This is a genomic window from Bacillus cereus group sp. MYBK5-2 (assembly GCF_051915685.1).
GTDB classification, from domain to species: domain Bacteria; phylum Bacillota; class Bacilli; order Bacillales; family Bacillaceae_G; genus Bacillus_A; species Bacillus_A cereus.
Map to the genome: position 1 here is coordinate 669,337 of NZ_JBQAFE010000001.1, position 22,524 is coordinate 691,860.

The window sequence follows — 22,524 nt, forward strand, 5'->3', positions numbered from 1 at the left end:
TCTAACAATAGAAAAAAATATGTCATAATAGAGAAAAGAACAAGCTTTGATGAATGATATGATTCATTAATGAGAGATAAAGGAGAGGAATATGAAAAATAATAAAAAAGGATTATGGGGAATTATTGTTGCGATAGGTCTATTTTTACTGTCTAAGTTAAAGTGGGTATTTGCAATTTTTAAATTAGCAAAGTTTTCAACGGTATTTAGTATGTTTCTATCGCTTGGCGCATACGCAGTTCTATATGGTTGGAAATTTGGAGTGGCGCTCATTTATTTGTTGTTTGTTCATGAAATGGGCCATTTATGGGCTGCGAAAAGAAAGGGGATCCCAACATCGCCAGCAATCTTTATTCCATTTATGGGGGCCCTTATTGGAATGAAAGAGATGCCGAAAAATGCAAAAGATGAAGCTTACATTGCCTATATGGGTCCGCTTTTCGGACTTCTGTCATTTTTACCAGCGATACCGCTTTATATAATGACGAAAGAGCCATTTTGGGCGCTTGTTATTTTGCTTGGAAGTATGATTAATTTCTTTAATTTAATTCCCGTTTCGCCGCTAGATGGTGGGCGAATTATTTCAGTTGTCAGTACTAAAATTTGGGGAGCAGGCCTTATTTTATTACTTGGCTATTCAATTTACTTTAAAAGTATTTTGGGAGGATTTATTGTTATTATCGGTTGTATGGAGTTATATAGAGTAATAAAGAGAGATGAGCCGATTAAGGAATTAGGGCGTAAAATTGATGGGATGAAAGAATATGTTACTAGGCTTGAAGAGGAATTAAAAGAAACGGGTGCTGTACATCGGACTATATACGTGATGCATCATGAGATGAATGCATTAAGACAAAGAGAACGGGAAAAAGAGTTACAAATAGGTGAACTTCAAAAAATGGAAGTGTTAGAGTATCTTTTACCGAAGTTCGAACCGTTAGATTATGTTCCATATGAAGATGAAAAAGATGAGTATACAATTCACATAAGGGAAGCATTTGAAGCGTCAGAAAGAAAATTAAATGAATGGAAAACAGAAAAGGAACAACAAGAAAACTATTATAAAGTGGATGCGAAAACGAAATGGACAGTATTTGCTTGTTATATCGGATTAATGGCTATACTCGGTTACACAGCTTATGAAGGATATATTGTTTTACAAGAACATTTGCCAACGAGAAATGTATAGAAAAATATTGTCGAAATGATAGGAAGAATTTATACAGGAATTATATTTCTACGAGAGAAAGTTACAAGTATAGTCATACATTGTAATATTTTTAGTAGAGAAGGAGTTCTGTATATGAAGAAATTGTTAAGTGTATTCGGGATTATTATCGTGATGATCATTGCAAGCTATAGTCTTATGAAAGTGCTGTTACATTATGCGAATAAGCCTGCTGAGGTAAATACAATAGCTCAAATAGAAGATGTGCAAGAAGAGACAAAAGTGCTAAATTTTATTCGAATGACACATGAAAGCTATAATAATTTCTTAAATTACGGTAAAGCAGAGAATTATACAGACGGGGATTGGAATCAATTTAAGCAATGGTTTCAACAACAAGAATCATCGTTAAAAAATATACATACAGAAATAAAGAATGAAAAAATAAAACGCGATGTAAATAGAAGCTATGAAATTGTAAAAAAAGGTGTGGAACTTCAAAATATTGAGTATGTAGTGTATGCCCACCGTGTATATCATGACTTGGATATTATCGTAAATAAATATAGAGGTGAAACGAATATCTGGGGATATACGGAGTTTGGCGATGGGAAAGATATAAAAGTAATTGAACAAGCTATACAAACAAAATAATAAGCTAGCTAGAATTCTAGTTAGCTTATTTTCTTTTGTAAATATAATGTTCATATATTATTCACAAAAACACCGTGTTAATAGTGATTAAAATCACAATCTGCATTATAAGATTCAGTTAAACTAAAAACAGTTAAGGAAATAGAGGAGTGGGATACAATGTTAAGTGCAAAAACAATTGAAATCGTAAAGTCAACAGTACCATTATTACAAGAAAAAGGCGTTGAAATTACAACGAAATTTTATGAAATTTTATTTTCGGAACATCCGGAGTTATTGAATATTTTCAACCATACAAATCAGAAAAAGGGAAGACAACAACAAGCGTTAGCGAATGCTGTTTATGCAGCTGCAACGTACATTGATAATTTAGAAGCTATTATTCCAGTTGTAAAACAAATTGGTCATAAGCATAGAAGTTTAGGTATTAAAGCAGAGCATTATCCGATTGTAGGTACATGTTTACTACGTGCCATTAAAGAGGTCGCAGGTGCACCTGATGAAGTTTTAAATGCATGGGGAGAAGCATATGGTGTCATTGCTGATGCATTCATTAGCATTGAAGCAGAGATGTATGAAGAAGCTGCACATAAAGAAGGTGGATGGAAAGACTTCCGCAACTTTGTGATTGTAAAAAAAGTGAAGGAAAGCGATGTTATTACGTCATTTTATTTGAAACCTGAAGATGGAGGGAAAGTTTCTTCATTCATCCCAGGTCAATATGTAACGATTCAAATCAATATTGAAGGTGAGACATATACACATAATCGTCAATACAGTTTATCCGATGCTCCTGGGAAAGAATATTATCGTATTAGTGTAAAAAAAGAAAAAGGTGTAGATACACCAGACGGTAAAGTGTCTAATTACTTACATGAACATGTAAAAGAAGGAGATGTTTTACCAGTAAGTGCACCAGCGGGAGATTTCGTGTTAAATATGGATTCAACATTACCAGTTGTACTAATTAGTGGTGGAGTAGGGATTACACCGATGATGAGTATGTTAAATACGTTAATTGAACAAGATTCAAAACGTAATGTATATTTTGTTCATGCAGCAATAAATAGTAATACACATGCAATGAAAGAACACGTTAAGGCAGTAGAAAATGAATATGAACAAGTTAAAGCATATACTTGTTATTCTGCACCGACTGAAAAAGATTTAGAAATGAAGAACTTTGATAAAGAAGGTTTCATTGAAAGTGAATGGTTAAAAACTATTATTCCGACAACTGAAGCAGAGTTCTATTTCTGTGGTCCAGTAGCATTTATGAAGCATATAAATGCTGCACTAACTGATTTAAGTGTGAAACAAGAGCATATTCATTATGAATTTTTCGGCCCAGCAACAAGCTTACAATAAGCAAAAAAACGAGGTATTTATTTTACCTCGTTTTTTATTTGTTCTCGTAATAAACGGTTTACTGTTTCACGGCGTATACCTATCAGTTGGCCAATTTCGGTTTGTGTTAATATTTCATATATAGGAATGTCACCTAAATATAGAGTGAACCATTCTTGTAAACGATGAAGACGTTCTTTCGGAGAGACGGTTGTCAATTGATCAATTCGTTGTTGCATCATTCTTAATTTAGATTGCAATTGCATAGCAATGTTAGCATACGATTCGGGATTTGCTTGAAGCCTCTCATACCATTCACTACTAGTGATCGGTTCCACTTCTGTTTTTATTAAAGCGATAGCTGTACCGTGATATTCTTTCGGTGAAATTAAAGAATGATGAGGTATCGTTTCACCTGGAACGATAATATTGAATAAAAATGGTGTTCCGTTTTCTTCTAGCCGAACTACTTTTAATAAGCCTGTTTTTATAAAGTATAAAGGACCGTCCTCGCCTTGACGGAATAGTACATCTCCTTTGTGTAGAATCAATGTTAGCCCCCCATTAATATGTTTCTATTTCTTCTATTTTAGCGTATATGTATATAGACAATATGCTATTTCAACAGCAATTTCATTGACGAAATGTATGCTATTACAGTAGTATACTATTTAGTGTGTAATAGTACTAGCAATGAATACGCTGTAGGGGGTTTAGTATATTGTTAGATGCGATGAGAATGACGGATATGAGAATTCCGGCGAATGCTATCATTCATGTAGAAGAGATGAAAGGTGGAGTCGTTTTATCCGTTGAAGTAGACGGCCAAATTATTTATACGATGGCTTATGATGAAGAAACAGATAGCTATGCTGAATTATATGATCGAAACGATAAGAGGGCGTGCCAAGTACATGAAGACTTCATGGGGTGGTCACTTCTTCATTAAAAAAGATGTCAATATGACATCTTTTTTTATTAAATCGATAGAATATACAAAGAAATGAAATATAAGGATAAAATTTGTAATAATTGATTTTGCATTGTTAGCACTCTGTAACTGCAAGTGAACTATTTTTTCGCTATCATAAAGATAACAGTCGCAGTTATAGGAGTGGTCAACTTGAAGAAAGTACATATTTCAAATTATATGTTATTATGTGTTTGTTTAATTTTATTTGTTCTCCTCGGAGGATTTTTATATTCATGTGTATAAGAAAAACGCATTCTAAAAAGAATACGTTATAAAAGGGAAATAATGATTAATCTAGTTCCAAGAATAATCAACGTAATACGTAATAAATTAATTACGGCGTTACCACTTAGTTTTGTATTAATGTAAGCCCCGATTTTTCCGCCAATCCATGCACCCGGAATCAGGATTAATGCATAAATCCAGCTGACATTTCCAAGTGAGATGTGAGTTGCAGAACTTACAATTGCTGATAGAAATACGATGAACATTGAAGTTGCTACTGCAATATGTGCTGGGAATGCAAAAAGAAGCATCATTGCTGGAACAAGTAAGGCACCGCCACCAATTCCAAATAATCCAGATATAAACCCAACTATAAAGGCGATAAAGATAGCAAGAAACGGTGGGAATTGGTAGTGTACAGTATTTCCATCATTATCTGTAAAAGAACGCTTAATTACAGACGTATTTGAGAGGGAAAGAGGTTTTAATTTGTCTCGAAGCATAAGTAGAATTGAGACGAATATAAGGAAAATCCCAAAGTATAAAGAAAATGTGTCTTGGTTTAAAAATTTATTTGCCCATGATCCGATAATACCACCAGGGCCGCTTCCGATAAATAAAATAAGTCCACTTTTATAATCTACTCGCTTATGCTTCATGTAAGTAAGGGTGGAAGATAGTCCTGTGAAAACGACTGTTACCATAGAAGTCCCTACTGCAAGTTGTGGTGATAAACTGTGTAATCCAATTAATAACGGAACAATAATAATTCCGCCTCCAAGCCCAACTAGGCTGCCGACTGTTCCGGCGATTAGTCCGATGAAAAGTAACATGATGTATTCCAAAATTGCCAACTCCTCTAAATAACTTATCCACCAATTATTATACACGCTTTTTAATGAGAAATAGGCTTGTTCACAAAAAAGTCGTCTTCCTAGAAAAATAAGGAAGACGACTTTTGATTAGAAAACAAAATGTAATAGGTAGTAAAACAGAGCAGCTAAAGAAGCTGAAATAGGAAGTGTAATAACCCATGTAATTAACATGCGTTTTGCAGTTCCCCATTTTACCCCTTTCACACGGTGAGAAGCACCAACCCCTAAAATAGAAGAAGAGATAACGTGCGTCGTACTAACCGGTAAGTGAATGAATGTTGCACCGAAAATAACAAGTGATGATGATAAATCGGCAGCTACACCATTTACAGGACGAATTTTCATAATTTGTCCACCGACAGTTTTAATAATTTTCCATCCGCCGACAGAAGTACCAAGCCCCATTGCGATAGCACAAGATAATTGTACCCAGAACGGGATATCGCTAGAAGTATGATAGTTATTAGCCATAAGAGCCATCGTAATGATTCCCATTGCTTTTTGTGCATCATTCGTACCGTGTGTGTAGGCTTGTAATGCTGCAGTGAAAATCTGGAATATACGGAAGTTCTTATTCGTTTTTGTTAAGTTAAAGTTTTTAAATACTACTTTAAAAATACTGTATACGGTATAACCAATAACGAAAGCGATAATCGGTGAAATGATTAAAGCTTCAATAATTTTAATAAATCCTTTAAGATTTAGCGAGCTAATCCCAGCGGCCGCAATTGCTGCACCTGCGATTGAGCCGATAATTGCATGCGAAGAACTACTTGGAATACCGTAGTACCAAGTAATTAAGTTCCAAGCTATTGCCGCAAGCAAAGCAGCTAAAATTACAAGAGAACCATTTTGTAAGGCGAATGGATCAACGATATCTTTTGTAATCGTTTTTGCTACACCTGTAAATGTCATTGCGCCTAAAAAGTTCATAATAGCCGCCATAATAATGGCATGTCTAGGCTTTAGAGCTTTCGTTGAAACAGCCGTTGCAATAGCGTTTGCTGTATCGTGAAATCCATTGATAAAGTCAAAAGCTAAAGCGCAAATGACTACTAAAACGGTCAGTATCAAGAGTGTATCCATGATCAAACTCCTTACGCGTTCTTCATAATAATTGTTTCTAATACGTTTGCAACGCTTTGACAGCTATCAGCTACTTCTTCAAGCTCTTCGTAAATCTCTTTAAATTGAATAATCTTAATCGGATCTTTTTCACGAGAGAATAAGTTCTTAATCGCATGACGGCGAATATCATCACACTGTGATTCATAATCCTTAATCTTAATCGCATTTGTACGAATGTCGACTAATTTTTTGTTAGACATTAATTCAACAGAGTTTGCAATCTCAATCGCACATTGATTAATTGCTTCTACGAATTTAATCATGTATTCATCTGCTTCTGTAATAGAATACATTTCGAACAGACCAGCACTGTGATCTAATCCGTCTAATACATCATCCATACTCATTGCAAGTTGTAGGATGTCCTCACGCTCAATCGGAGTGATAAACGCTTTGTTTAACTCCATAATGATTTCGTGAATAAATGAGTCACCTTTTGACTCATACTCTTTCATGCGCATAGAAAACTCTTTTAAATCGCTAGCATTTTTAATTTTATACTCCACGAAAAACTGCGCGCCTTCTTTTAAATTTTCGGAAACATTCATTAACATTTCAGAAAATTTATCTTTTTTTGATTTAAAGACCATTATTGTTACCCCCACAAAAGTAATATATGTAAAATATATTGGCTAATCAATTCTAACAAAAAACTGTCGTTTTTTAAAACATTTTATCGAAAAGTTTACAAAAACTTAACATAACTCTCGTTGTTCTATTAATAATATTAATATCCAATAGTGAATATCTTACTTGTAGAATGTCCTTTTCTTGCAAAAAGTATGAATGTAAAAGAAAAGCTTTACACTATAGGAATGACTACGTTATTATAATAAATTTAAAAGGCGGTATATTCTTCCTTTTAAAAAGAAGAGTGTAAATAAATGAAGGAAGTGAACGAATGAAATTGAAGAACACTCATTTTAAAAAAATGCTTGAGTGGTTCAATAAGAGGAAGAAACTTCGTAATTCATTAATTGTATTGGGAAGTGTATTCGTTACTCTATTTATTGCTGTAAATATAATAATTTCCATTCAAGACATATCTGAATTAAAACAAGCTGTTCCACAACCGACTTTAATTTATGATGCAAATAATGAGGTCGCAACTAAATTAGCTTCCTCGAAAACAGAAGGCGTTAAAAGAAAAGATATTCCTGATATTATGGTTCAGGCAATTGTTGCAGTAGAAGATAAGGAATTTTTTAACCATCATGGTATTTATTATAGTGGAATTATAAGTGCGGTTTTTAAAAATATTACAGCAGGAGAAGTTGTAGCAGGGGGAAGTACAATAACACAACAACTTGCGAAAAATGTATTTCTGACACAAGACCGCACATACTCCCGAAAAATAAAGGAATATTTTTTAACGAAAAAAATAGAGCGCACGTATACGAAAGATGAAATCATTGAAATGTATATGAACCAAATTTATTTTGGTGAAGGTGCTTGGGGTATAAAAAGGGCAGCTAAATCTTATTTTGATAAAGATGTAAAAGATTTAACAATTTCAGAAGCTGCAACGATTGCGGGCTTGATTAAAGCACCATCTGCGTATTCACCTTATAAAAACTTTAACAAGTCAATTGAAAGACGTAATGTCGTATTAAGTTTAATGAAAGAGCAAGGGTATATTTCTGACGAACAGTATAATAAAGAAAAAGAGAGCGGACTTGTGTTAAAACGTGGCGTTGATGATAAATATAAGGGAAAATACTCTCAATATGTAGACTATATTGTTAGAGAAGCGATGGAAAAGTACGAATTAACACAAAATGAAATTTTAGCGGGTGGTTATCGTATTTATACAGAGCTTGACCCGAAAAAACAACAGGCTGTAGAAGACGTTGTGAATAATGATAGTTATTTCAAAGATAGTGGCTCAGACCAACTTATGCAAACGGGTGTAGTTCTTATGAACCCCAAAACAGGTGGTGTACCAGCTCTAGTTGGAGGCAGAGGGCCGTATCAGTTTTTACAGTTTAACCATGCAACCCAATTAAAAAGACAACCTGGCTCAACGTTAAAGCCTTTGGCTGTATATGTACCAGCGTTAGAACAAGGATATGAAGTATACGATATATTAAAAGATGAACCATTTAACATTAAAGAATATAAACCACAAAATAGCGATCATACTTTCCACGGTGATGTGACAATGTATGAAGCTGTGGCAAAGTCGTACAATGTTTCAGCTGTGTGGCTATTAGAACAAATTGGATTAGATAAAGGATTGAAATCTTTAGAGCGATTTGGTATCCCATTAGTGCCAGAAGATCGTACGTATCCGATTGCTTTAGGCGGTATGCATGTGGGGACATCTCCATTTGTAATGGCTCAAGCATACAGTACATTTGCAAATGATGGAGTCCAAGTGGAAGCTCATGCAATTAGGGAGGTACAAAATGCTGAAGGTGAAACGCTTGGAAAGTGGTATAAGAAAGAGACACGAGTGACGAGCGAGAAAGTTTCTCAAAAGATGACATATTTATTAAAAGGTGTTGTCGAAAAGGGAACGGGCGAAAAGGCGAAAGTTAATAATGTTGATACGGCAGGTAAGACAGGAACTACTCAAATTGTAAATGGCCCGAGCACCGGTGCAAAGGATTCATGGTTTGTTGGATACACGCCAGATTTGGTAGGTGCGATTTGGGTAGGATATGATAAAACAGATAGCGATCATTATGTTCCGGGTGGTAGTCAAATTACGACGACAATGTTCCGGGATATTATGAAAAAAGCAAACGCAAATCCAGCTCAAAAAGCATTCCAGTTATCGCTCATATCTGAGGCTGATTATAAAAAACAATTGACTACAATAGAAGAGGAAAAACGAAGAAAAGAAGAAGAGAAGAGAAGGAAAGAAGAGGAACAACAACGAAAACAAGAGCAACAAGAGTGGCTTGATAAAGTGAAAGAATGGATTCCTTCATTTTGGTAAAAGAAAGAGGCGAATAAAAAAATTCGCCTCTTTTTTTGTATGAAAACAAAATAAAATTTTAATCGGTAGAGATTTTTGTCTATCTTAATTAGCTATTAATCCATATCCGTTGAGATACATGATATTACTCATTAAGTACAATATTCGTACTGCCAAAGGATTCGGAATCGTATGTGACGATTATTTTGCCTTTACTAATAGGTTCGTAAGGCAATTCTTCTTCGTACTTACCATTATTTTCATTGTGGATAGAAAGTGTAATTTCATCGATTTTTTTATTTGTATACTGATCTTTAATCGTTTCAGCGATTTGGAGTAACGCCTCGGAACTAGAAGCTTTCGTAATAAGCATTCCTTTTATAACTTTTTTTTCATTATTTGTTGCATTGGAATAAGGGATGTTGCTTTGTTTTGTATACAAAAGTTTGTATGGAACAGTTTTTCTCTCTGCTTTTGATATAGTGGAATATTTTAGAGTTAAAAAAAATCCTACACATAAAATAATGCATACCATAAGAGCAAACCAAATGCGTATTAGTGACATAACTCTCATTTTCATCCCTCTTTCATATCTTTGACTTCATTATTTATCATACAAAAAGAGGATTAAGATAGAGTAAATTTGAGGTAAAGAAACGTAAAGAAGGAGCACTTATCCTCCCAAATAAGTGCTCCTTTTTATTAAAAGAGAGATTTAATAGTCAATCAAAATCACATCTATTACTTATAAATGTGCCTAGTCCTCCCAAAATATTTTCGGAAATTGTGGTTAGTAAATTCGGAAGACAGATAGTGTCGCAGTTGTATCGCCCGCAGGTCCTTGTTGAGGCCCTTGAGCACCAGTAGTCCCCGTAGTTCCTCCGCCTAGGCAACCAGATCCATATTGAACTAGAATAGCTTGACCAAGAGTTTGAAGAAGTCTAACAAATTCTGTAAGTTCTGACTTAGGGATGTTAATGTGACTGCAAGTTCTGACTTCACAACAATCATTACCATAAAATACTTTTCCTTTATTTTTATTGTTCATCTTTTCATTCTTTTCTTTCATAGAATCATTAGTCATTACTATATATTAAAATGAAATTTATACTAAATTCGTGATGGACAAACTACCATTTCTAAAAAAATAAGAAATTGGCCCACCTAGAAAGAAATAAGTAAGATATAGAGAAAGGTTTATATAATGTAAAGAAGAAAAGTGCAACATAAAAAACTACATGCTAATTGTTGGGAGTGTTTAACAATTGGCATGTAGTTCGTGCATTAGTCCTTTATTTACATTGATTTAATTTTTCAAGGGTTGTTTTAGGTAAGATTGGAATAGAAATAGTGAAAGTTGTACCGTTTGAAGCACTAGTCATTTTGAGCGTGCCGTTATGATTTTGGATGATTTTTTTTGTTACTGACAAGCCTAGTCCTGTTCCCGAATCCTTCGTTGAGAAGAATGGATCAAAGATATATTCTTGAATAGCTGGAGGAATACCAATTCCATTATCTGTGAAAGTAATCCGAACGAAGTTATCAAGGCGATAACTAGTAATTTGAATAGAAAGAGGTTCGTCGCCTTGAGCATCGACGGCATTTTGAAATAGATTTAAAAACACTTGAACAAGTTCATGTCGATCAATATTGACTAAAATATCATCTAATTCATTAGAGAAGTTATAATCAATTGAAATATTATGCAAGGAAACTTCACTAACTAGTAACTGTTGAATATACTCACGTAAAAATGTATTAATGGGAAAGGGTTCTCTTTTAAATTCACGTGTTTTTGAAAGAGATAAAAATTTTGTAATGATACTATTTGCTCGATCTAATTCAGGAATAAGTAAATTTTTAAATAGTTCTTTATTAGATGGAGAAACACTTTCTTGTAAAAATTGTAAATATCCTCGTACTGTTGTAAGAGGATTTCGTACTTCGTGTGCAATTCCAGCTGCGATTCGCCCTGCTAACGAAAACTTCTCTGCATCACGTTCTGTATTTAAATAATGAAAGACACTAATAACTCTAAAAATCTCCCCGTTATAATCACGAATAATTCGGTTATTTATAATGCCATAGTTTTTGTCTAAAACTTCTTCATTATATATTTCTGTTCCCGTTTTTAATGTTTCAATCGCTTTAATTTTTTCTTCCGGCAAGTTTAGTAATTGTTGAATCGGTTTTCCGATAATATCATTTCGTATTACACCGAAATCATCTGCAGCAACTTGATTACATAAAGTAATATTCCCTTTATTATCGACAAAGGTTACATGATGTGAAAAGGCATCAAAAATATGTACAAAGTGTTTTTCGAGTTGTTCAAATAAAAATAATGAATCACAAGTAAGTTGAAAATGAGCCTCTTTATTCTCTTTTGGTATTTCTTGAATGGAATGGGTTGTTCTAGTTTTCTTTATTCGTAAACCAATATGTGGATTTTTGTATGTGAAATGATGTGGTAATTGATTCACAAGTTCTTCATAAAAACGTACTTTATTTTCTAGTTCTTCAATTCGTTTTTCATGAGATACAGTAGCATCGTTTGGAAGCATAAATAAATAACCCCTCATTTTAAAAATTCTTCCGTATAGTATATCATATTTTTATAAGGATACTCTTAAAGAAAAGGCTACATGATGCAAAGTGTTTGGAAAGTGAATAGAAGATGAAGTTAAAAAGGGAGGGGTATATGTGCTGTTTATTGGAGTGACAGGATGGGGAGATCATGATTCTTTATACATAAATCCCTATGAAAATAGAAATAAATTACGAACATACAGCGAGTATTTTCCTATAGTAGAAGTGGATAGCTCATTTTATGCGATGCAACCTGCACGAAACTATACAAAATGGGCAATGGAAACACCGAAAGATTTTTCTTTTATCGTAAAAGCATATCAAGGAATGACAGGACATATGAAAGGTGAAATTCCTTTTTCTACGTTCGATGAGATGTTTGATGTATATAAACAATCTATTCTTCCTTTAATTGAAGCTGGTAAATTAAAAACGATTTTATTTCAATATCCACCATGGTTTGATTGTAAAAAGAAAAATGTAGATTTTCTCCGATATACAAAAGAAAAAATGGAAGGTTTACCATGTGCAATAGAATTTCGAAATCAAACATGGTTTTATCCAGAAATGAGAGATAGGACGTTACAGTTTCTAGAACAAGAGAAATGGATTCATACAATTTGTGATGAACCACAGGCTGGGATAGGTTCTGTGCCACTCGTGTTAGAGGTTACGAATTCAGACATGGCATTAATACGTTTTCACGGTCGAAATGTTCATGGTTGGCTTGATAAAGGGGAAAACTGGAGAGCGGTTCGCTGTTTATATCGCTACAACAATAAAGAATTAGAAGAATGGGTAGAAAGACTAGAACAATTAAAAAAGAAGACAAAGGACATATACGTACTGTTTAACAACAATTCAGGTGGGGATGCAGCAGATAATGCGAAACAGCTTATGAAAATGATGAACATTACATATGGTGAGCCGAAGCCGGAGCAATTAAATTTTTTTGAATGATAATAAACAAGAAAGGCACTGTACAAACAGGGGGAATGTACAGTGCCTTTCTATATGAAAAAGAGGGGTAACAATGTTACTGAGCGTTTGGTTGATTCATCAATTGTTGGCTTCATAATAAATGATAATGGTTATCATTATCATTGTCAATGGTTTTTCTAAAAATATATATAAAACTTTGTATATTTTAAATAGAGATAAAAAAAGAACAGCATTAATGCTGTTCTTTTCCGTTGACGAATTGTTGTAAATCAAAAGGAGTTATCGCCTGGATAAATTCTTTTGAGATAAGTGTTTGAACGAGAGTGCTCTCAGAGATAGAAGCACCTGTTTTCTTTTCATAAGCTTGTTTTAATAAATCAAGTTTTTCAGCCGTTTCTTTCGGTAATTCAATTGTAAGTGTGTTCATAATTTCTCCCCCTTATTATTAGAGTACCACTACAGTATAGGAGAGACAAGAAAAGAGAATATGAAATATAAAAAAGGTTACCAAATTTTCAAATGGTAACCTTTTTTATGTATAAGAGTTATTAAGCAATACCGATATACTTTAAAGTTTTTGATGGAGTACTGTGATCAAAGAAGTGTTGTAAAAATGCAATATCAACACCTGATTTGTATGCACAATAACCCCAAGTTTTTCGAAGTGTATGTGAGCTAATCCCTTCTAATCCAACTTCTTTTGCAGCTTTGTTTAAAATGTACCATGCATGTTGTCTCGTAATAGATTTTGTTCCTTTTTGAGATTTTAACAATGGTTCATTACGTTTCCAAGTTTTACGTTCTTTCATGTAGTCTTCGATTGCGTGCTGTAAGTCTTCATTTACAGCAAACCATTTATGTTTCTTCACTTTTTCATTGTAAAATAAAATGGAATGGCGAACATTTTCATTTTCATCGATTACATCACTAACTTTTAATTGTAAGATTTCACTTACTTTTAAGCCAGAATTTACAGCTAATACGAATAATAAGCCATCACGTTTCGAAGATTGTAAAAGTATATTTTTGATAGTTTCTAATTGTTTTTCATTTTGAATAGGTTGTCCTGCTTGTTTCATTTCACGCACTCTCCTCTTTTATATGTGTAAAGGAAAGGATTAACTTGTTTCTTACTATAAAGGGAGAGTGTGAATTTCATGTGAACTCCTAGTGAAATTAAGACAAATTATTTGACTTCTTTTACTTTTTGTAAATTGAAATAGAATACAACACTGTTAGTCGTATTATACACACCATACTCGGCATGATGGAGGTCTAAAATGTTTTTTACAATAGATAATCCGAGACCGGTACCTCCAGTGTGACGGCTACGCGATGCATCTAGACGATAGAAGCGATCCCAAATTTTTTCAAGACTTTCTTCAGGGATAGGGTTTCCTGTATTCTCGATTTCGACTTTTACGGTATCTTCTGCTTCTATAATGGAGACTTGTATTTTTTCTCCCTCTGGCGTATAACGGATTGCATTACTTAGTAAGTTCACAACTACTTGCTCAATGCGACTGCGATTTGCTTTAACAAGTATAGAAGAGTCTGCATCGATGTTCACTTGTAAATGTTTTTCTTCCATGCTAAATAATAATTTTGTGTAGACTTGTTGCGTTAATTCACCGATTGAGAACGTCGTCATATCTAGTTTGTAAGTACCAGATTCCAACTTTGCTAATTCTAACATTTCAACAATCAGCCTGTTCATATTTTCTGTTTCTTCTAAAATAACATCAGTATAATACGAAGTATCCTTACTAACACCATCTTTAATTCCTTCTGCAAAACTTCTAATTACACTTAGCGGTGTTTTTAATTCGTGTGATACGCCAGAAATGAATTCTTTTCTTGTTTTTTCTAATTGACGTTCACGTTCAATATCTTGTTGTAACTTTGTATTAGCAACATTTAATCGATCGATTCGATCTTTTAAATTTACAGATAATGTATTGATACTGCCAGAAAGCCCGCCAATTTCATCGTCAGCTGTAACAGGTAATTTCTCGCTGAAATCAAAATTAGCCATTTTTTTTGTAACACGATTTATTTTAATTAATGGCTTAACAATGATTTTTGAGTAGTAGAAGGATAACAAAATAATTACGAGAAACACGATGATTAAGGCATAGACATAATAATCTTTTAAAACGAGCATCGCTTCATTAACAGGCTGCAAAGATGCTATCGCAAAAGCGTATTCTGTAATCCTTCCATTTTCTATAATCGGTTTTACAAAGATACTATTTTTTATATTTTCTCCGCCATCTAATATGAAAGTACTTAATTGGTTCGAGTTAGAAGTTCCCTCTCTAATCATATCTGCAAAATATTGAACGGCTTGTAATGTTTCAATATCATTTGCAAGACGAACCTCCGCTTTGGATGGGAGCTGTAACTTAGTTATAACACCTGTAAAGACAATTCGAGTTGTAGATTTGTATCGGCTTGCAAGTCTGTTCTTAGAAGGGTTACCATTAATTGACTGAAAATCCGAATAGAAATGTTCGTTCTGCCATTGATTATAATTCGTTCCTAATTTTTGTGGTGTGATTATATTATTCTCTTGTACGACTCCATCAACATTGATTATTACATCTTTTTTTAAACCTAAATTTTCGAATTTATTATATTCTTCTGGTGTTAAAAGATTATTGAGTGGAATGGAATACTGTTTATTATTGTTGGGATTAAATACATCGATATAGTAATTGTTATCACTTTTAATAATACCGTTAGAATCCAAAAACTGCATATCGGCATTTGTTTTATCATGAAATTCTTGTTTTAGTTTTCTAACCTGCTCATAACTTTTATCACTTTTATCATAATTATCTACGAATTTTTCAAAAGCAGTTTGGACTGTTTTTACTTTCTTATTAATATAAAATTTCTCTAAAAATAGAGATTGTCCTAGGAAAAAAAGTAGGAATATGATTGTAAATAAAGTGGATGTTAATAAAAATAGTTTAAAGACGATACTTCTGTTTTTCACTGCGTCACCTCTTATGAGAAATACTGTAAATGATTTCTTTATCCCGCTTTAATGGGCAATAAGACTCCCACTTCAAAATTCGGCGAATACAAGGGAGTTAGGCGGGAGATCAATTGCCCGTAAAATCCGATTGGTTCAACTAATAATCAGTGGGGGATGGAAAAAACCTCCACTGATTAAAGTTTCACTTCATTATAACAAACGTTACAAGAAAGTAGAGGGGAGAAATCTGTCTCTTTATAAAGTAGTTATTTATAAAAAGTCACATAAAAAGAACTCGCCAGACGTATGACAAGTTCTTTAGTGTATTATTGTTGAATTGCTGCATCTAAAGCGATTTCAATCATTTCGTTAAATGTAGTTTGACGCTCTTCAGATGTTGTTTCTTCGCCAGTGAAGATGTGATCGCTAACTGTTAATACAGATAATGCATTTACACCGTATTTCGCTGCTAATGTATAAAGAGCAGTTGTTTCCATTTCTACTGCTAATACACCGTAATCTCCAAGTTTTTTAACCATGTCCATGCTTTCACGATAAAACACATCTGCTGTTAAAACGTTACCGACACGAACGTGTAATCCTTTTTCAGTTCCAGCATCATAAGCTTTCTTTAAAAGGTCAAAGTTTGCAGCTGGTGCAAAATCAAATCCTGGGAATGTTAAACGGTTCATATTAGAATCAGTACAAGCCGTCATTGCGATAATAACATCACGAACTTTTACATCTTTTTGAATTGCACCGCAAGTTCCAACGCGAATTAAATTTTTAACTCCGTAGCTTTGGATTAATTCGTTTACATAAATAGAAATAGAAGGAACACCCATACCTGTACCTTGAACAGATACACGTTTTCCTTTATAAGTTCCAGTGAAACCTAACATACCACGCACATTATTATAGCAAGTAACGTCCTCTAGAAATGTTTCAGCGATATATTTTGCACGTAATGGATCACCAGGTAATAGAATAGATTCAGCGATTTCGCCTTGTTTTGCTTCGATATGTACACTCATAAAAAAGTCCTCCTTATAATGTATTGATAGAAATCAATATCATTTGCATTATACACTACGAATCCTTTCAATTAAAATCTTTTTATTATTTGTAATATGTACAAAATAGGAGGATTTCATAAATCATAATCTAGAATATATATCTTAAGAAGTTTTGTATGAATAGAGACAATAAAAATGGTAGGTGATGTTTTGAAAAATCTTGTCATTGGGCTTATTGCGTTAGTACTTATTGTGGCAGGAGGATTTTACATAAAAAAATATCAAGAAAACGAAGAGACTGTAGGAGATGTTCAGGAAGTAAAGTGGGATGTTTCAAATGGAAAGGGAAATGAGAAAGTAGATATTGTATTTCAGTTGTTAAACAACAAGAATAATGAAATTCGTGGTGTAAATGATCAAATGCGGGCAGTGATTGTAGATGGACAGTTAAAAAACATACAACAAATTAAACCCACATTTGCAGGGAACGGGTCATATAAGTTATCTTCCAAAATAGCGAAAGACGAAGAATATACAATATTTTTATACGAAGACAAAAATAAGTCCGTAGAGTCATTCGCTAAGAAAGATTTTGGTAGAACGAAAGAGGAGAACAATAAGAAAAAAGTGAAATTTCCAATCGACAGTGTACTTACAAAAAAAATAGGAGAGTATGAAGTTTCTCTTTTATTTGGCGCATTACATCCGAATGAACCAGTTACGTTAACATTTCAGTTTCAAGCGAAAAAGGGTGAAAAATTGAAATTGCATTCAGAGAGAGGAGAAGTAGAGTCACTCTATATAGTGGATGAAACGAAGGAGAATTTTTTATACGCTATGCCTGTAGATACGGATGAGCAATTACAATACCGAATTACATTTCCTGCCGAGGGCACGTATAAAATGTGGGGGAATTTCTATATAAATGGTAAGAAGTATGAAAAAGAATTTATTGTACAAGTTCAAAAAAGAAAAAACAGCTAAGAATTTAGCTGTTTTTTCTTTTTCCTATTAATTTTGTTACAGAGAGCATTGTAATTGGTAAAGAATGATTCTTCCTAAATGCTAAATATTTACCGCTCCATGCTGGTTTATATTTTTCTTTAAAATGTCGTAATCCGCTGAAACTATACGTATAACGAACGTTATTAAAGATTGCAGCAGCCACTCGTTCAGACCAGAAAGACTGTGTGGATAAACCAACATTTGAAAGTGGTGCCATACCGATATTAAAGGAGTGGTATTCATTTTCTTTTGCCCACTGGAATAAGTGGATGAAAATTGCGTCCATAATGCCGCTAGGCGCATCTGGATAATATCGCATTAAATCGACAGATAATGATCCGTTTTGATATACAGGCATGAATGTTGTGAATGCAATAATTTTTCCATCCGCATCAGATAATGTTGCGATAGGAGCGCGACTAATATATTCACGATCGAAGTATCCGAGTGAAAAACCTTTCTCTTTTTTTCCACCAAGCCATGCATCTGAAACTTTTCTTAACTCTTCATATAATTCGTCGGAGAAAGGTGGCTCATGAATAGAGAATGTATAGCCTTCTCTTTCAAAACGGTTGAAAGTAGCTCGCATGCCAGCGCGTTTCTTTCCTGTTATTGTAAAGGTATTTAAATCAACAACAGCTTCTTCACCAAGCTTAAAGAAGTTATAACCAAAATCGTGGTATAAACTCATCCATTTACTTTCAATTTGATAGAATACACAAATGTATCCAAATCGATCAGCCTCAGCTAAAAACTCTTGCAATACAGTACGATAGGAGGAAGGGTCCCCAATTGGATCACCTAGTACAATAAGCCGTTTTCCAGTTATTGAGAAGAGAATGAGTGCTTTTCCATCACTACTGAAAAAGAATTGTTTATCTCCTAAAAAACCTAAATGACTAAGCACATTTCCACCATGTTCATCTAAGAAGTTTTGTAATCGTTTATCATTAGCTGGTTGCCCAGGAAATTCATTTCGATAACGATTTGCAATGAGTGAACCAATTAGTAAAAAAGTAGGAACAAAAAAGGCAGCTGCTAATGCACTTCGTTTCACTTGTGTAATATTACGAACGACAAAATCAGGTTTGAAAGCTTCTTTTGCACCTGCAAATAAAATACCTAAGTTTTTATATAAATATAACGTTACAAGTAGGAATATAAAAACTTTTACGATATCGGAAAGTGAGACTTCCATTTTCTCACGTACAAACCTTTTACGAAGCATATACAATACAGCGAGTACGATTAATAAAATAAAAGTTTCTTCAACATCAATTCCTTTTAGTGTGTTAAAAATAGCCGCTCCAATTAAAGAAACAATCGTCATATAATAAGAACGTTTTGTTCCGTAATATATCCCCCGCGAAAGAATGAGGAGGAGAATACCGAATGTTAGGGATAAGCTAAAAGAAAATTGAATAAGATGTTTTGGAGCTAGAATATGTAAGGCGTGTGCCCGATTTATACTTGTCGGTAGAATGGTTGATAAAATAACCATTAAGCCAGCAAATACTGTTAAAGCAGCAGATGCCCAAGAACCTAACTTTCCTAGAAAGTCACGCTGCAAAGTCCATATAACACCAGTTGTCTCTAATGCAGGCGCAATAAAAGGTTTATCTTCAAACTTTTTAATGGCTACTCCTGTCATTTCAAAAGCTGCAAAAATGAGACCAAGGCAGAAGGGCAAGATGTAATAGACGAGACGATATAATAACATAGCAGGGAGTAAAACACCTGTATCGATGCCGTATTGCCCAAGCCCAGTTAAGAAGACAAGATCAAATGATCCAAGGCCACCAGGAACAAGGCTAACGACACCAGCTAAAGCAGCAATAACATATACGCCTAAAAACTTTTGGAATTCGATTTCAATGCCAAATAATAGTAATATGACGTACATAACAATACCAGCAGATACCCATTCGACTAATGAAACTAATGAGTATAAAACAGTTGGGTTTTTCTCCTCTTCTTCTTGTTCCTCTGTTTGCGTCGCTTTTCTATTTTTTAATTTAGAAAATCCGATATATATAGGGACGAAAAGAGCGAAGAAGATAAGAACAGGCCATAGCCATGGTTTTTCATGCAAAATAAATCTCGTGTCTAATATTCCGATAAGACCAAGAAATGAAAGAATGGCTAATCCATTAATAAAGGCAGTTGTCATCCAAGCGATACTTTTAATAAGTTTTCCATTTTCTTTTATATATGGACGATAAAGCATTGTGCGTACGCCGGCTCCAACAAGACCACCAAACCCGATAAATCCATTTAAAGTATTAGCAATCCACGAGATACGGAAAATCTTTTGGACAGGAATATCAGCTTTTAAGTAACGAAGCATAACATAGTCATAAAAGAACATTGTTGATACAGCGAATGCACCAAGTGTAATTGCTAAAAAGACTCCTCCAGTTGGAATGTTTTTAATTGTATCAATCGCTTCTAAAAAAGAAATGCCCGCTAATTCTTTTTTTGCTTGAAAGAATACAATTGTTAATACAACAAATGGGAAGATAATTTTCCCGATTTGTAAGAAACGTTTCCATGAAAACGACATAAATACAACTCTCCTTGTATAAGAAAACTGAGACAATAATATTATTATGACAAACTTCAAGAAAAATAAAAAGGTAATTTCCTGTATAGGGGAGCTATTTTTTATATAGGTATATTTAAAAGAATATTTCGTTTATCAGAAAATTAAGTTAGAATAAGGTGAAAGAAGGGTGAGGGGGGAGTATATGATTATAAAAGGTTACGTAGGATATGAGTTAGAAAAAGAGAAACCTAATACATCAGAAAATTTTTTTAACAGATCTGAAGTGACATATATATTAAATGGTAAAGAGAAAACTTTTTCGGTTTTATACGTTCGATATTTTGAAGAAGTTTTACAAGAAATTACTCCTTTTGAAGGAAATCCAGTGTATAAAGTAGAAGAACAAAACATATATTTGCGCGATATTGTAGCGATATGTTGTTTAATGAAAGATAAGGAGCTTCGTGCGCAAAAACGTTTGTATTTAAATAATATGGAAGAATTTCAACAATATTTTGATGAGGGAACGGTGTCGAAAGTACAAGAAATATTGGCTGAATTACATAAAAATAAAAGAGTAGAAATAGCGTGAAATGGCAAAGGAGAGAGAAAAAATGTCTAATTTGATGGTTGAAAATCAAACAGAACAAGTTTCTATATTTTTAGAAGATGCTATTAATTTGATAACCAATTATGTAAATTATCATACGTTACCTTCTTTATTAGAGGAAACACCAGCAGGGAATGAGCGATATTATAAAGGGTTATTAGCATCAATGAGACGACTTCTCGTTTTTTGCGAAGAAGGACAGGATGCATGTTTTGTTTTGTTGAATAGCCAGCCATTTCGAAAAACAGCAGCTGAAAAAATTTTATATAAGATTTACCATCAAGTAATTGCAGAGTTTTTTTCACCGAAGAGTGATCATTGGTATGAAAATAGTCGGTCTGCATATACAGGGAAAAATTCTATCGTTTTTCAACAAACACCACCTGCATCTTTAGAGCAAGTGATGAAGAGTTTAGAAGGTAAATTTCAATTGATGCGTGAAGAACTAGAATATTATGAGACGGATTATCAGACAAAGATGTTACACAAATATTGATTGAGGAAAAGAAGCTAAGGTGACTTAGCTTCTTTTCCTTTTGTACAGTTATATAAGGGATTTTCATTGAATATAGTTAAGTGGATAGCATTAGGGAGGTGCAACATGAATCAGCAAGGTGTATTTACAGATTACTTTCATGAAGTAGAAAATTGGTGTGAAAGTGTTCTTCACGTATTAGATAGTCGCGCAATGGAAGTGTATGATGTCCATATGCTTGCTTATAAAATTCAGACGTTATTAGAGCGTATGAAAGAGCATGAGTATGAAACAGATGCAGAGTTTATGTATGAAATAAGCGATGATGTAGAACATATTCAGCATCACTTGCAGGAAGTATTTATGCAAGAAGAAGAGGAATATGAATTATATGAAAGAGGGGATAGTGAACGAGCTGTCCCAATTGGAGGACATACACTCCCGCCATTACCTTATCCGTATAATGCATTAGAACCGTATATTTCTAAAGAAATTATGATGTTACATCATGATAAACATCATCGGAGTTACGTGGAAGGATTAAATAAAGCAGAGAAGATGATGGAAGAAGCGAGAAAAACAAATAAATTTGATTTAATTAAGCATTGGGAAAGGGAAGCGGCTTTTCATGGGTCAGGTCATTACTTACACACGATATTTTGGAATAACATGAAAAAAGACGGTGGTGGAAGTCCAAGAGGAACTTTTTCACAACAAATTGAACAAGATTTTGGGAGCTTTTTACGTTTCCAAAAACATTTTACAGAAGCAGCCTCTAAAGTAGAAGGTTCAGGCTGGGCAATTCTCGTTTGGGTACCCCGGTCTGGAAGGTTAGAAATTTTGCAAAGTACACTTCATCAATTATTTACACAATGGGATACGATACCGCTCCTTGTACTAGATGTCTGGGAACATGCGTATTATTTACAATACCAAAATCGAAAAGATGAATATATTAAAAACTGGTGGAATGTTGTAAATTGGCCTGATGTAGAAAAAAGGTTTGAAACTGCGAAACAAATTGAATGGACACCATATTAGACGCAAATTCTCTGCGTCTTTTTTA

Annotated in this window: 22 protein-coding genes; 10 read left to right on the forward strand and 12 right to left on the reverse strand. The window is 33.8% G+C overall.

From position 1 onward, the window contains the following. The first annotated feature begins 91 nt into the window (after positions 1–91). The 3 genes from ACTFP3_RS03680 to hmpA all read left to right on the forward strand — a co-directional run bounded on the left by ACTFP3_RS03680 (position 92) and on the right by hmpA (position 3,190). Complete coding sequence (locus ACTFP3_RS03680; protein ID WP_440009336.1) at positions 92–1,189, forward strand: site-2 protease family protein; 1,098 nt, start codon at positions 92–94, stop codon at positions 1,187–1,189. Between the two features lie 114 nt (positions 1,190–1,303). Next, positions 1,304–1,822, forward strand: coding sequence for a hypothetical protein (locus tag ACTFP3_RS03685; protein ID WP_000735526.1), 519 nt, complete (start codon positions 1,304–1,306; stop codon positions 1,820–1,822). Positions 1,823–1,981: 159 nt separating this feature from the next. Further along, positions 1,982–3,190, forward strand: coding sequence for an NO-inducible flavohemoprotein (gene hmpA / locus ACTFP3_RS03690; protein ID WP_434713883.1), 1,209 nt, complete (start codon positions 1,982–1,984; stop codon positions 3,188–3,190). A gap of 17 nt (positions 3,191–3,207) precedes the next feature. On the opposite strand, the gene ACTFP3_RS03695 is transcribed toward hmpA, so the two are convergent. Beyond that, on the reverse strand, positions 3,208–3,720 hold the full coding sequence (locus ACTFP3_RS03695; RefSeq protein WP_000600589.1) for a Crp/Fnr family transcriptional regulator: 513 nt from the start codon (positions 3,718–3,720) through the stop codon (positions 3,208–3,210). 170 nt (positions 3,721–3,890) lie between these two features. Between ACTFP3_RS03695 and ACTFP3_RS03700 the strand changes: the two genes are divergently transcribed. Beyond that, positions 3,891–4,118 (forward strand): hypothetical protein, encoded by a 228-nt coding sequence (locus ACTFP3_RS03700; RefSeq protein WP_000883009.1) that lies wholly within the window; start codon positions 3,891–3,893, stop codon positions 4,116–4,118. Positions 4,119–4,411: 293 nt separating this feature from the next. Here ACTFP3_RS03700 and ACTFP3_RS03705 read toward each other — a convergent pair whose 3' ends face one another. The 3 genes from ACTFP3_RS03705 to ACTFP3_RS03715 all read right to left on the reverse strand — a co-directional run bounded on the left by ACTFP3_RS03705 (position 4,412) and on the right by ACTFP3_RS03715 (position 6,960). Then, on the reverse strand, positions 4,412–5,212 hold the full coding sequence (locus tag ACTFP3_RS03705; protein WP_000455762.1) for a sulfite exporter TauE/SafE family protein: 801 nt from the start codon (positions 5,210–5,212) through the stop codon (positions 4,412–4,414). Between the two features lie 117 nt (positions 5,213–5,329). Continuing rightward, on the reverse strand, positions 5,330–6,328 hold the full coding sequence (locus tag ACTFP3_RS03710) for an inorganic phosphate transporter (RefSeq protein ID WP_000380273.1): 999 nt from the start codon (positions 6,326–6,328) through the stop codon (positions 5,330–5,332). Positions 6,329–6,339: 11 nt separating this feature from the next. Further along, positions 6,340–6,960: a DUF47 domain-containing protein gene (locus ACTFP3_RS03715; protein ID WP_000231449.1), complete on the reverse strand. Its 621-nt coding sequence runs from the start codon at positions 6,958–6,960 to the stop codon at positions 6,340–6,342. 311 nt (positions 6,961–7,271) lie between these two features. Between ACTFP3_RS03715 and ACTFP3_RS03720 the strand changes: the two genes are divergently transcribed. Beyond that, positions 7,272–9,314, forward strand: a complete 2,043-nt coding sequence (locus ACTFP3_RS03720; protein ID WP_000769245.1) for a transglycosylase domain-containing protein — start codon at positions 7,272–7,274, stop codon at positions 9,312–9,314. Between the two features lie 124 nt (positions 9,315–9,438). Here ACTFP3_RS03720 and ACTFP3_RS03725 read toward each other — a convergent pair whose 3' ends face one another. The 3 genes from ACTFP3_RS03725 to ACTFP3_RS03735 all read right to left on the reverse strand — a co-directional run bounded on the left by ACTFP3_RS03725 (position 9,439) and on the right by ACTFP3_RS03735 (position 11,857). Then, positions 9,439–9,867, reverse strand: coding sequence for a hypothetical protein (locus tag ACTFP3_RS03725; RefSeq protein WP_001265568.1), 429 nt, complete (start codon positions 9,865–9,867; stop codon positions 9,439–9,441). 216 nt (positions 9,868–10,083) lie between these two features. After that, positions 10,084–10,362 carry a hypothetical protein gene (locus ACTFP3_RS03730; RefSeq protein ID WP_025689010.1) on the reverse strand — a complete coding sequence of 93 codons (279 nt, stop codon included), beginning with the start codon at positions 10,360–10,362 and terminating at the stop codon, positions 10,084–10,086. Between the two features lie 223 nt (positions 10,363–10,585). Then, positions 10,586–11,857, reverse strand: a complete 1,272-nt coding sequence (locus tag ACTFP3_RS03735) for an ATP-binding protein (protein ID WP_166694835.1) — start codon at positions 11,855–11,857, stop codon at positions 10,586–10,588. Positions 11,858–11,996: 139 nt separating this feature from the next. On the opposite strand from ACTFP3_RS03735, the gene ACTFP3_RS03740 reads away from it, so the two are divergent. Next, on the forward strand, positions 11,997–12,842 hold the full coding sequence (locus ACTFP3_RS03740; RefSeq protein ID WP_000897361.1) for a DUF72 domain-containing protein: 846 nt from the start codon (positions 11,997–11,999) through the stop codon (positions 12,840–12,842). A gap of 214 nt (positions 12,843–13,056) precedes the next feature. Here ACTFP3_RS03740 and ACTFP3_RS03745 read toward each other — a convergent pair whose 3' ends face one another. The 4 genes from ACTFP3_RS03745 to deoD form a co-directional block, all read right to left on the reverse strand. After that, positions 13,057–13,251 (reverse strand): DUF3924 domain-containing protein, encoded by a 195-nt coding sequence (locus ACTFP3_RS03745; protein WP_001094860.1) that lies wholly within the window; start codon positions 13,249–13,251, stop codon positions 13,057–13,059. Positions 13,252–13,372: 121 nt separating this feature from the next. Then, entirely contained in the window at positions 13,373–13,903 is a 531-nt protein-coding gene (locus tag ACTFP3_RS03750) for a tyrosine-type recombinase/integrase (protein ID WP_000806236.1), read from the reverse strand. A 107-nt stretch (positions 13,904–14,010) separates the two neighbouring features. After that, the gene (locus ACTFP3_RS03755) at positions 14,011–15,825 is read right to left on the reverse strand and encodes a sensor histidine kinase (RefSeq protein WP_000797518.1); all 1,815 of its coding nucleotides are present in this window, start codon (positions 15,823–15,825) and stop codon (positions 14,011–14,013) included. A gap of 308 nt (positions 15,826–16,133) precedes the next feature. Further along, the gene (gene deoD / locus ACTFP3_RS03760; protein WP_000110707.1) at positions 16,134–16,841 is read right to left on the reverse strand and encodes a purine-nucleoside phosphorylase; all 708 of its coding nucleotides are present in this window, start codon (positions 16,839–16,841) and stop codon (positions 16,134–16,136) included. A gap of 177 nt (positions 16,842–17,018) precedes the next feature. On the opposite strand from deoD, the gene ACTFP3_RS03765 reads away from it, so the two are divergent. Beyond that, positions 17,019–17,807, forward strand: a complete 789-nt coding sequence (locus ACTFP3_RS03765) for a hypothetical protein (protein WP_000232606.1) — start codon at positions 17,019–17,021, stop codon at positions 17,805–17,807. 4 nt (positions 17,808–17,811) lie between these two features. Here the strand turns inward: ACTFP3_RS03765 and mprF are convergent, their stop codons facing one another. Beyond that, positions 17,812–20,391 (reverse strand): bifunctional lysylphosphatidylglycerol flippase/synthetase MprF, encoded by a 2,580-nt coding sequence (gene mprF / locus ACTFP3_RS03770; protein WP_000010848.1) that lies wholly within the window; start codon positions 20,389–20,391, stop codon positions 17,812–17,814. Between the two features lie 184 nt (positions 20,392–20,575). Between mprF and ACTFP3_RS03775 the strand changes: the two genes are divergently transcribed. The 3 genes from ACTFP3_RS03775 to ACTFP3_RS03785 all read left to right on the forward strand — a co-directional run bounded on the left by ACTFP3_RS03775 (position 20,576) and on the right by ACTFP3_RS03785 (position 22,499). Then, positions 20,576–20,965 carry a hypothetical protein gene (locus ACTFP3_RS03775; RefSeq protein ID WP_440009343.1) on the forward strand — a complete coding sequence of 130 codons (390 nt, stop codon included), beginning with the start codon at positions 20,576–20,578 and terminating at the stop codon, positions 20,963–20,965. 22 nt (positions 20,966–20,987) lie between these two features. Further along, entirely contained in the window at positions 20,988–21,479 is a 492-nt protein-coding gene (locus ACTFP3_RS03780) for a YpuI family protein (RefSeq protein WP_000067557.1), read from the forward strand. 105 nt (positions 21,480–21,584) lie between these two features. Beyond that, on the forward strand, positions 21,585–22,499 hold the full coding sequence (locus tag ACTFP3_RS03785; RefSeq protein ID WP_001075741.1) for a superoxide dismutase: 915 nt from the start codon (positions 21,585–21,587) through the stop codon (positions 22,497–22,499). Positions 22,500–22,524: the final 25 nt, after the last annotated feature.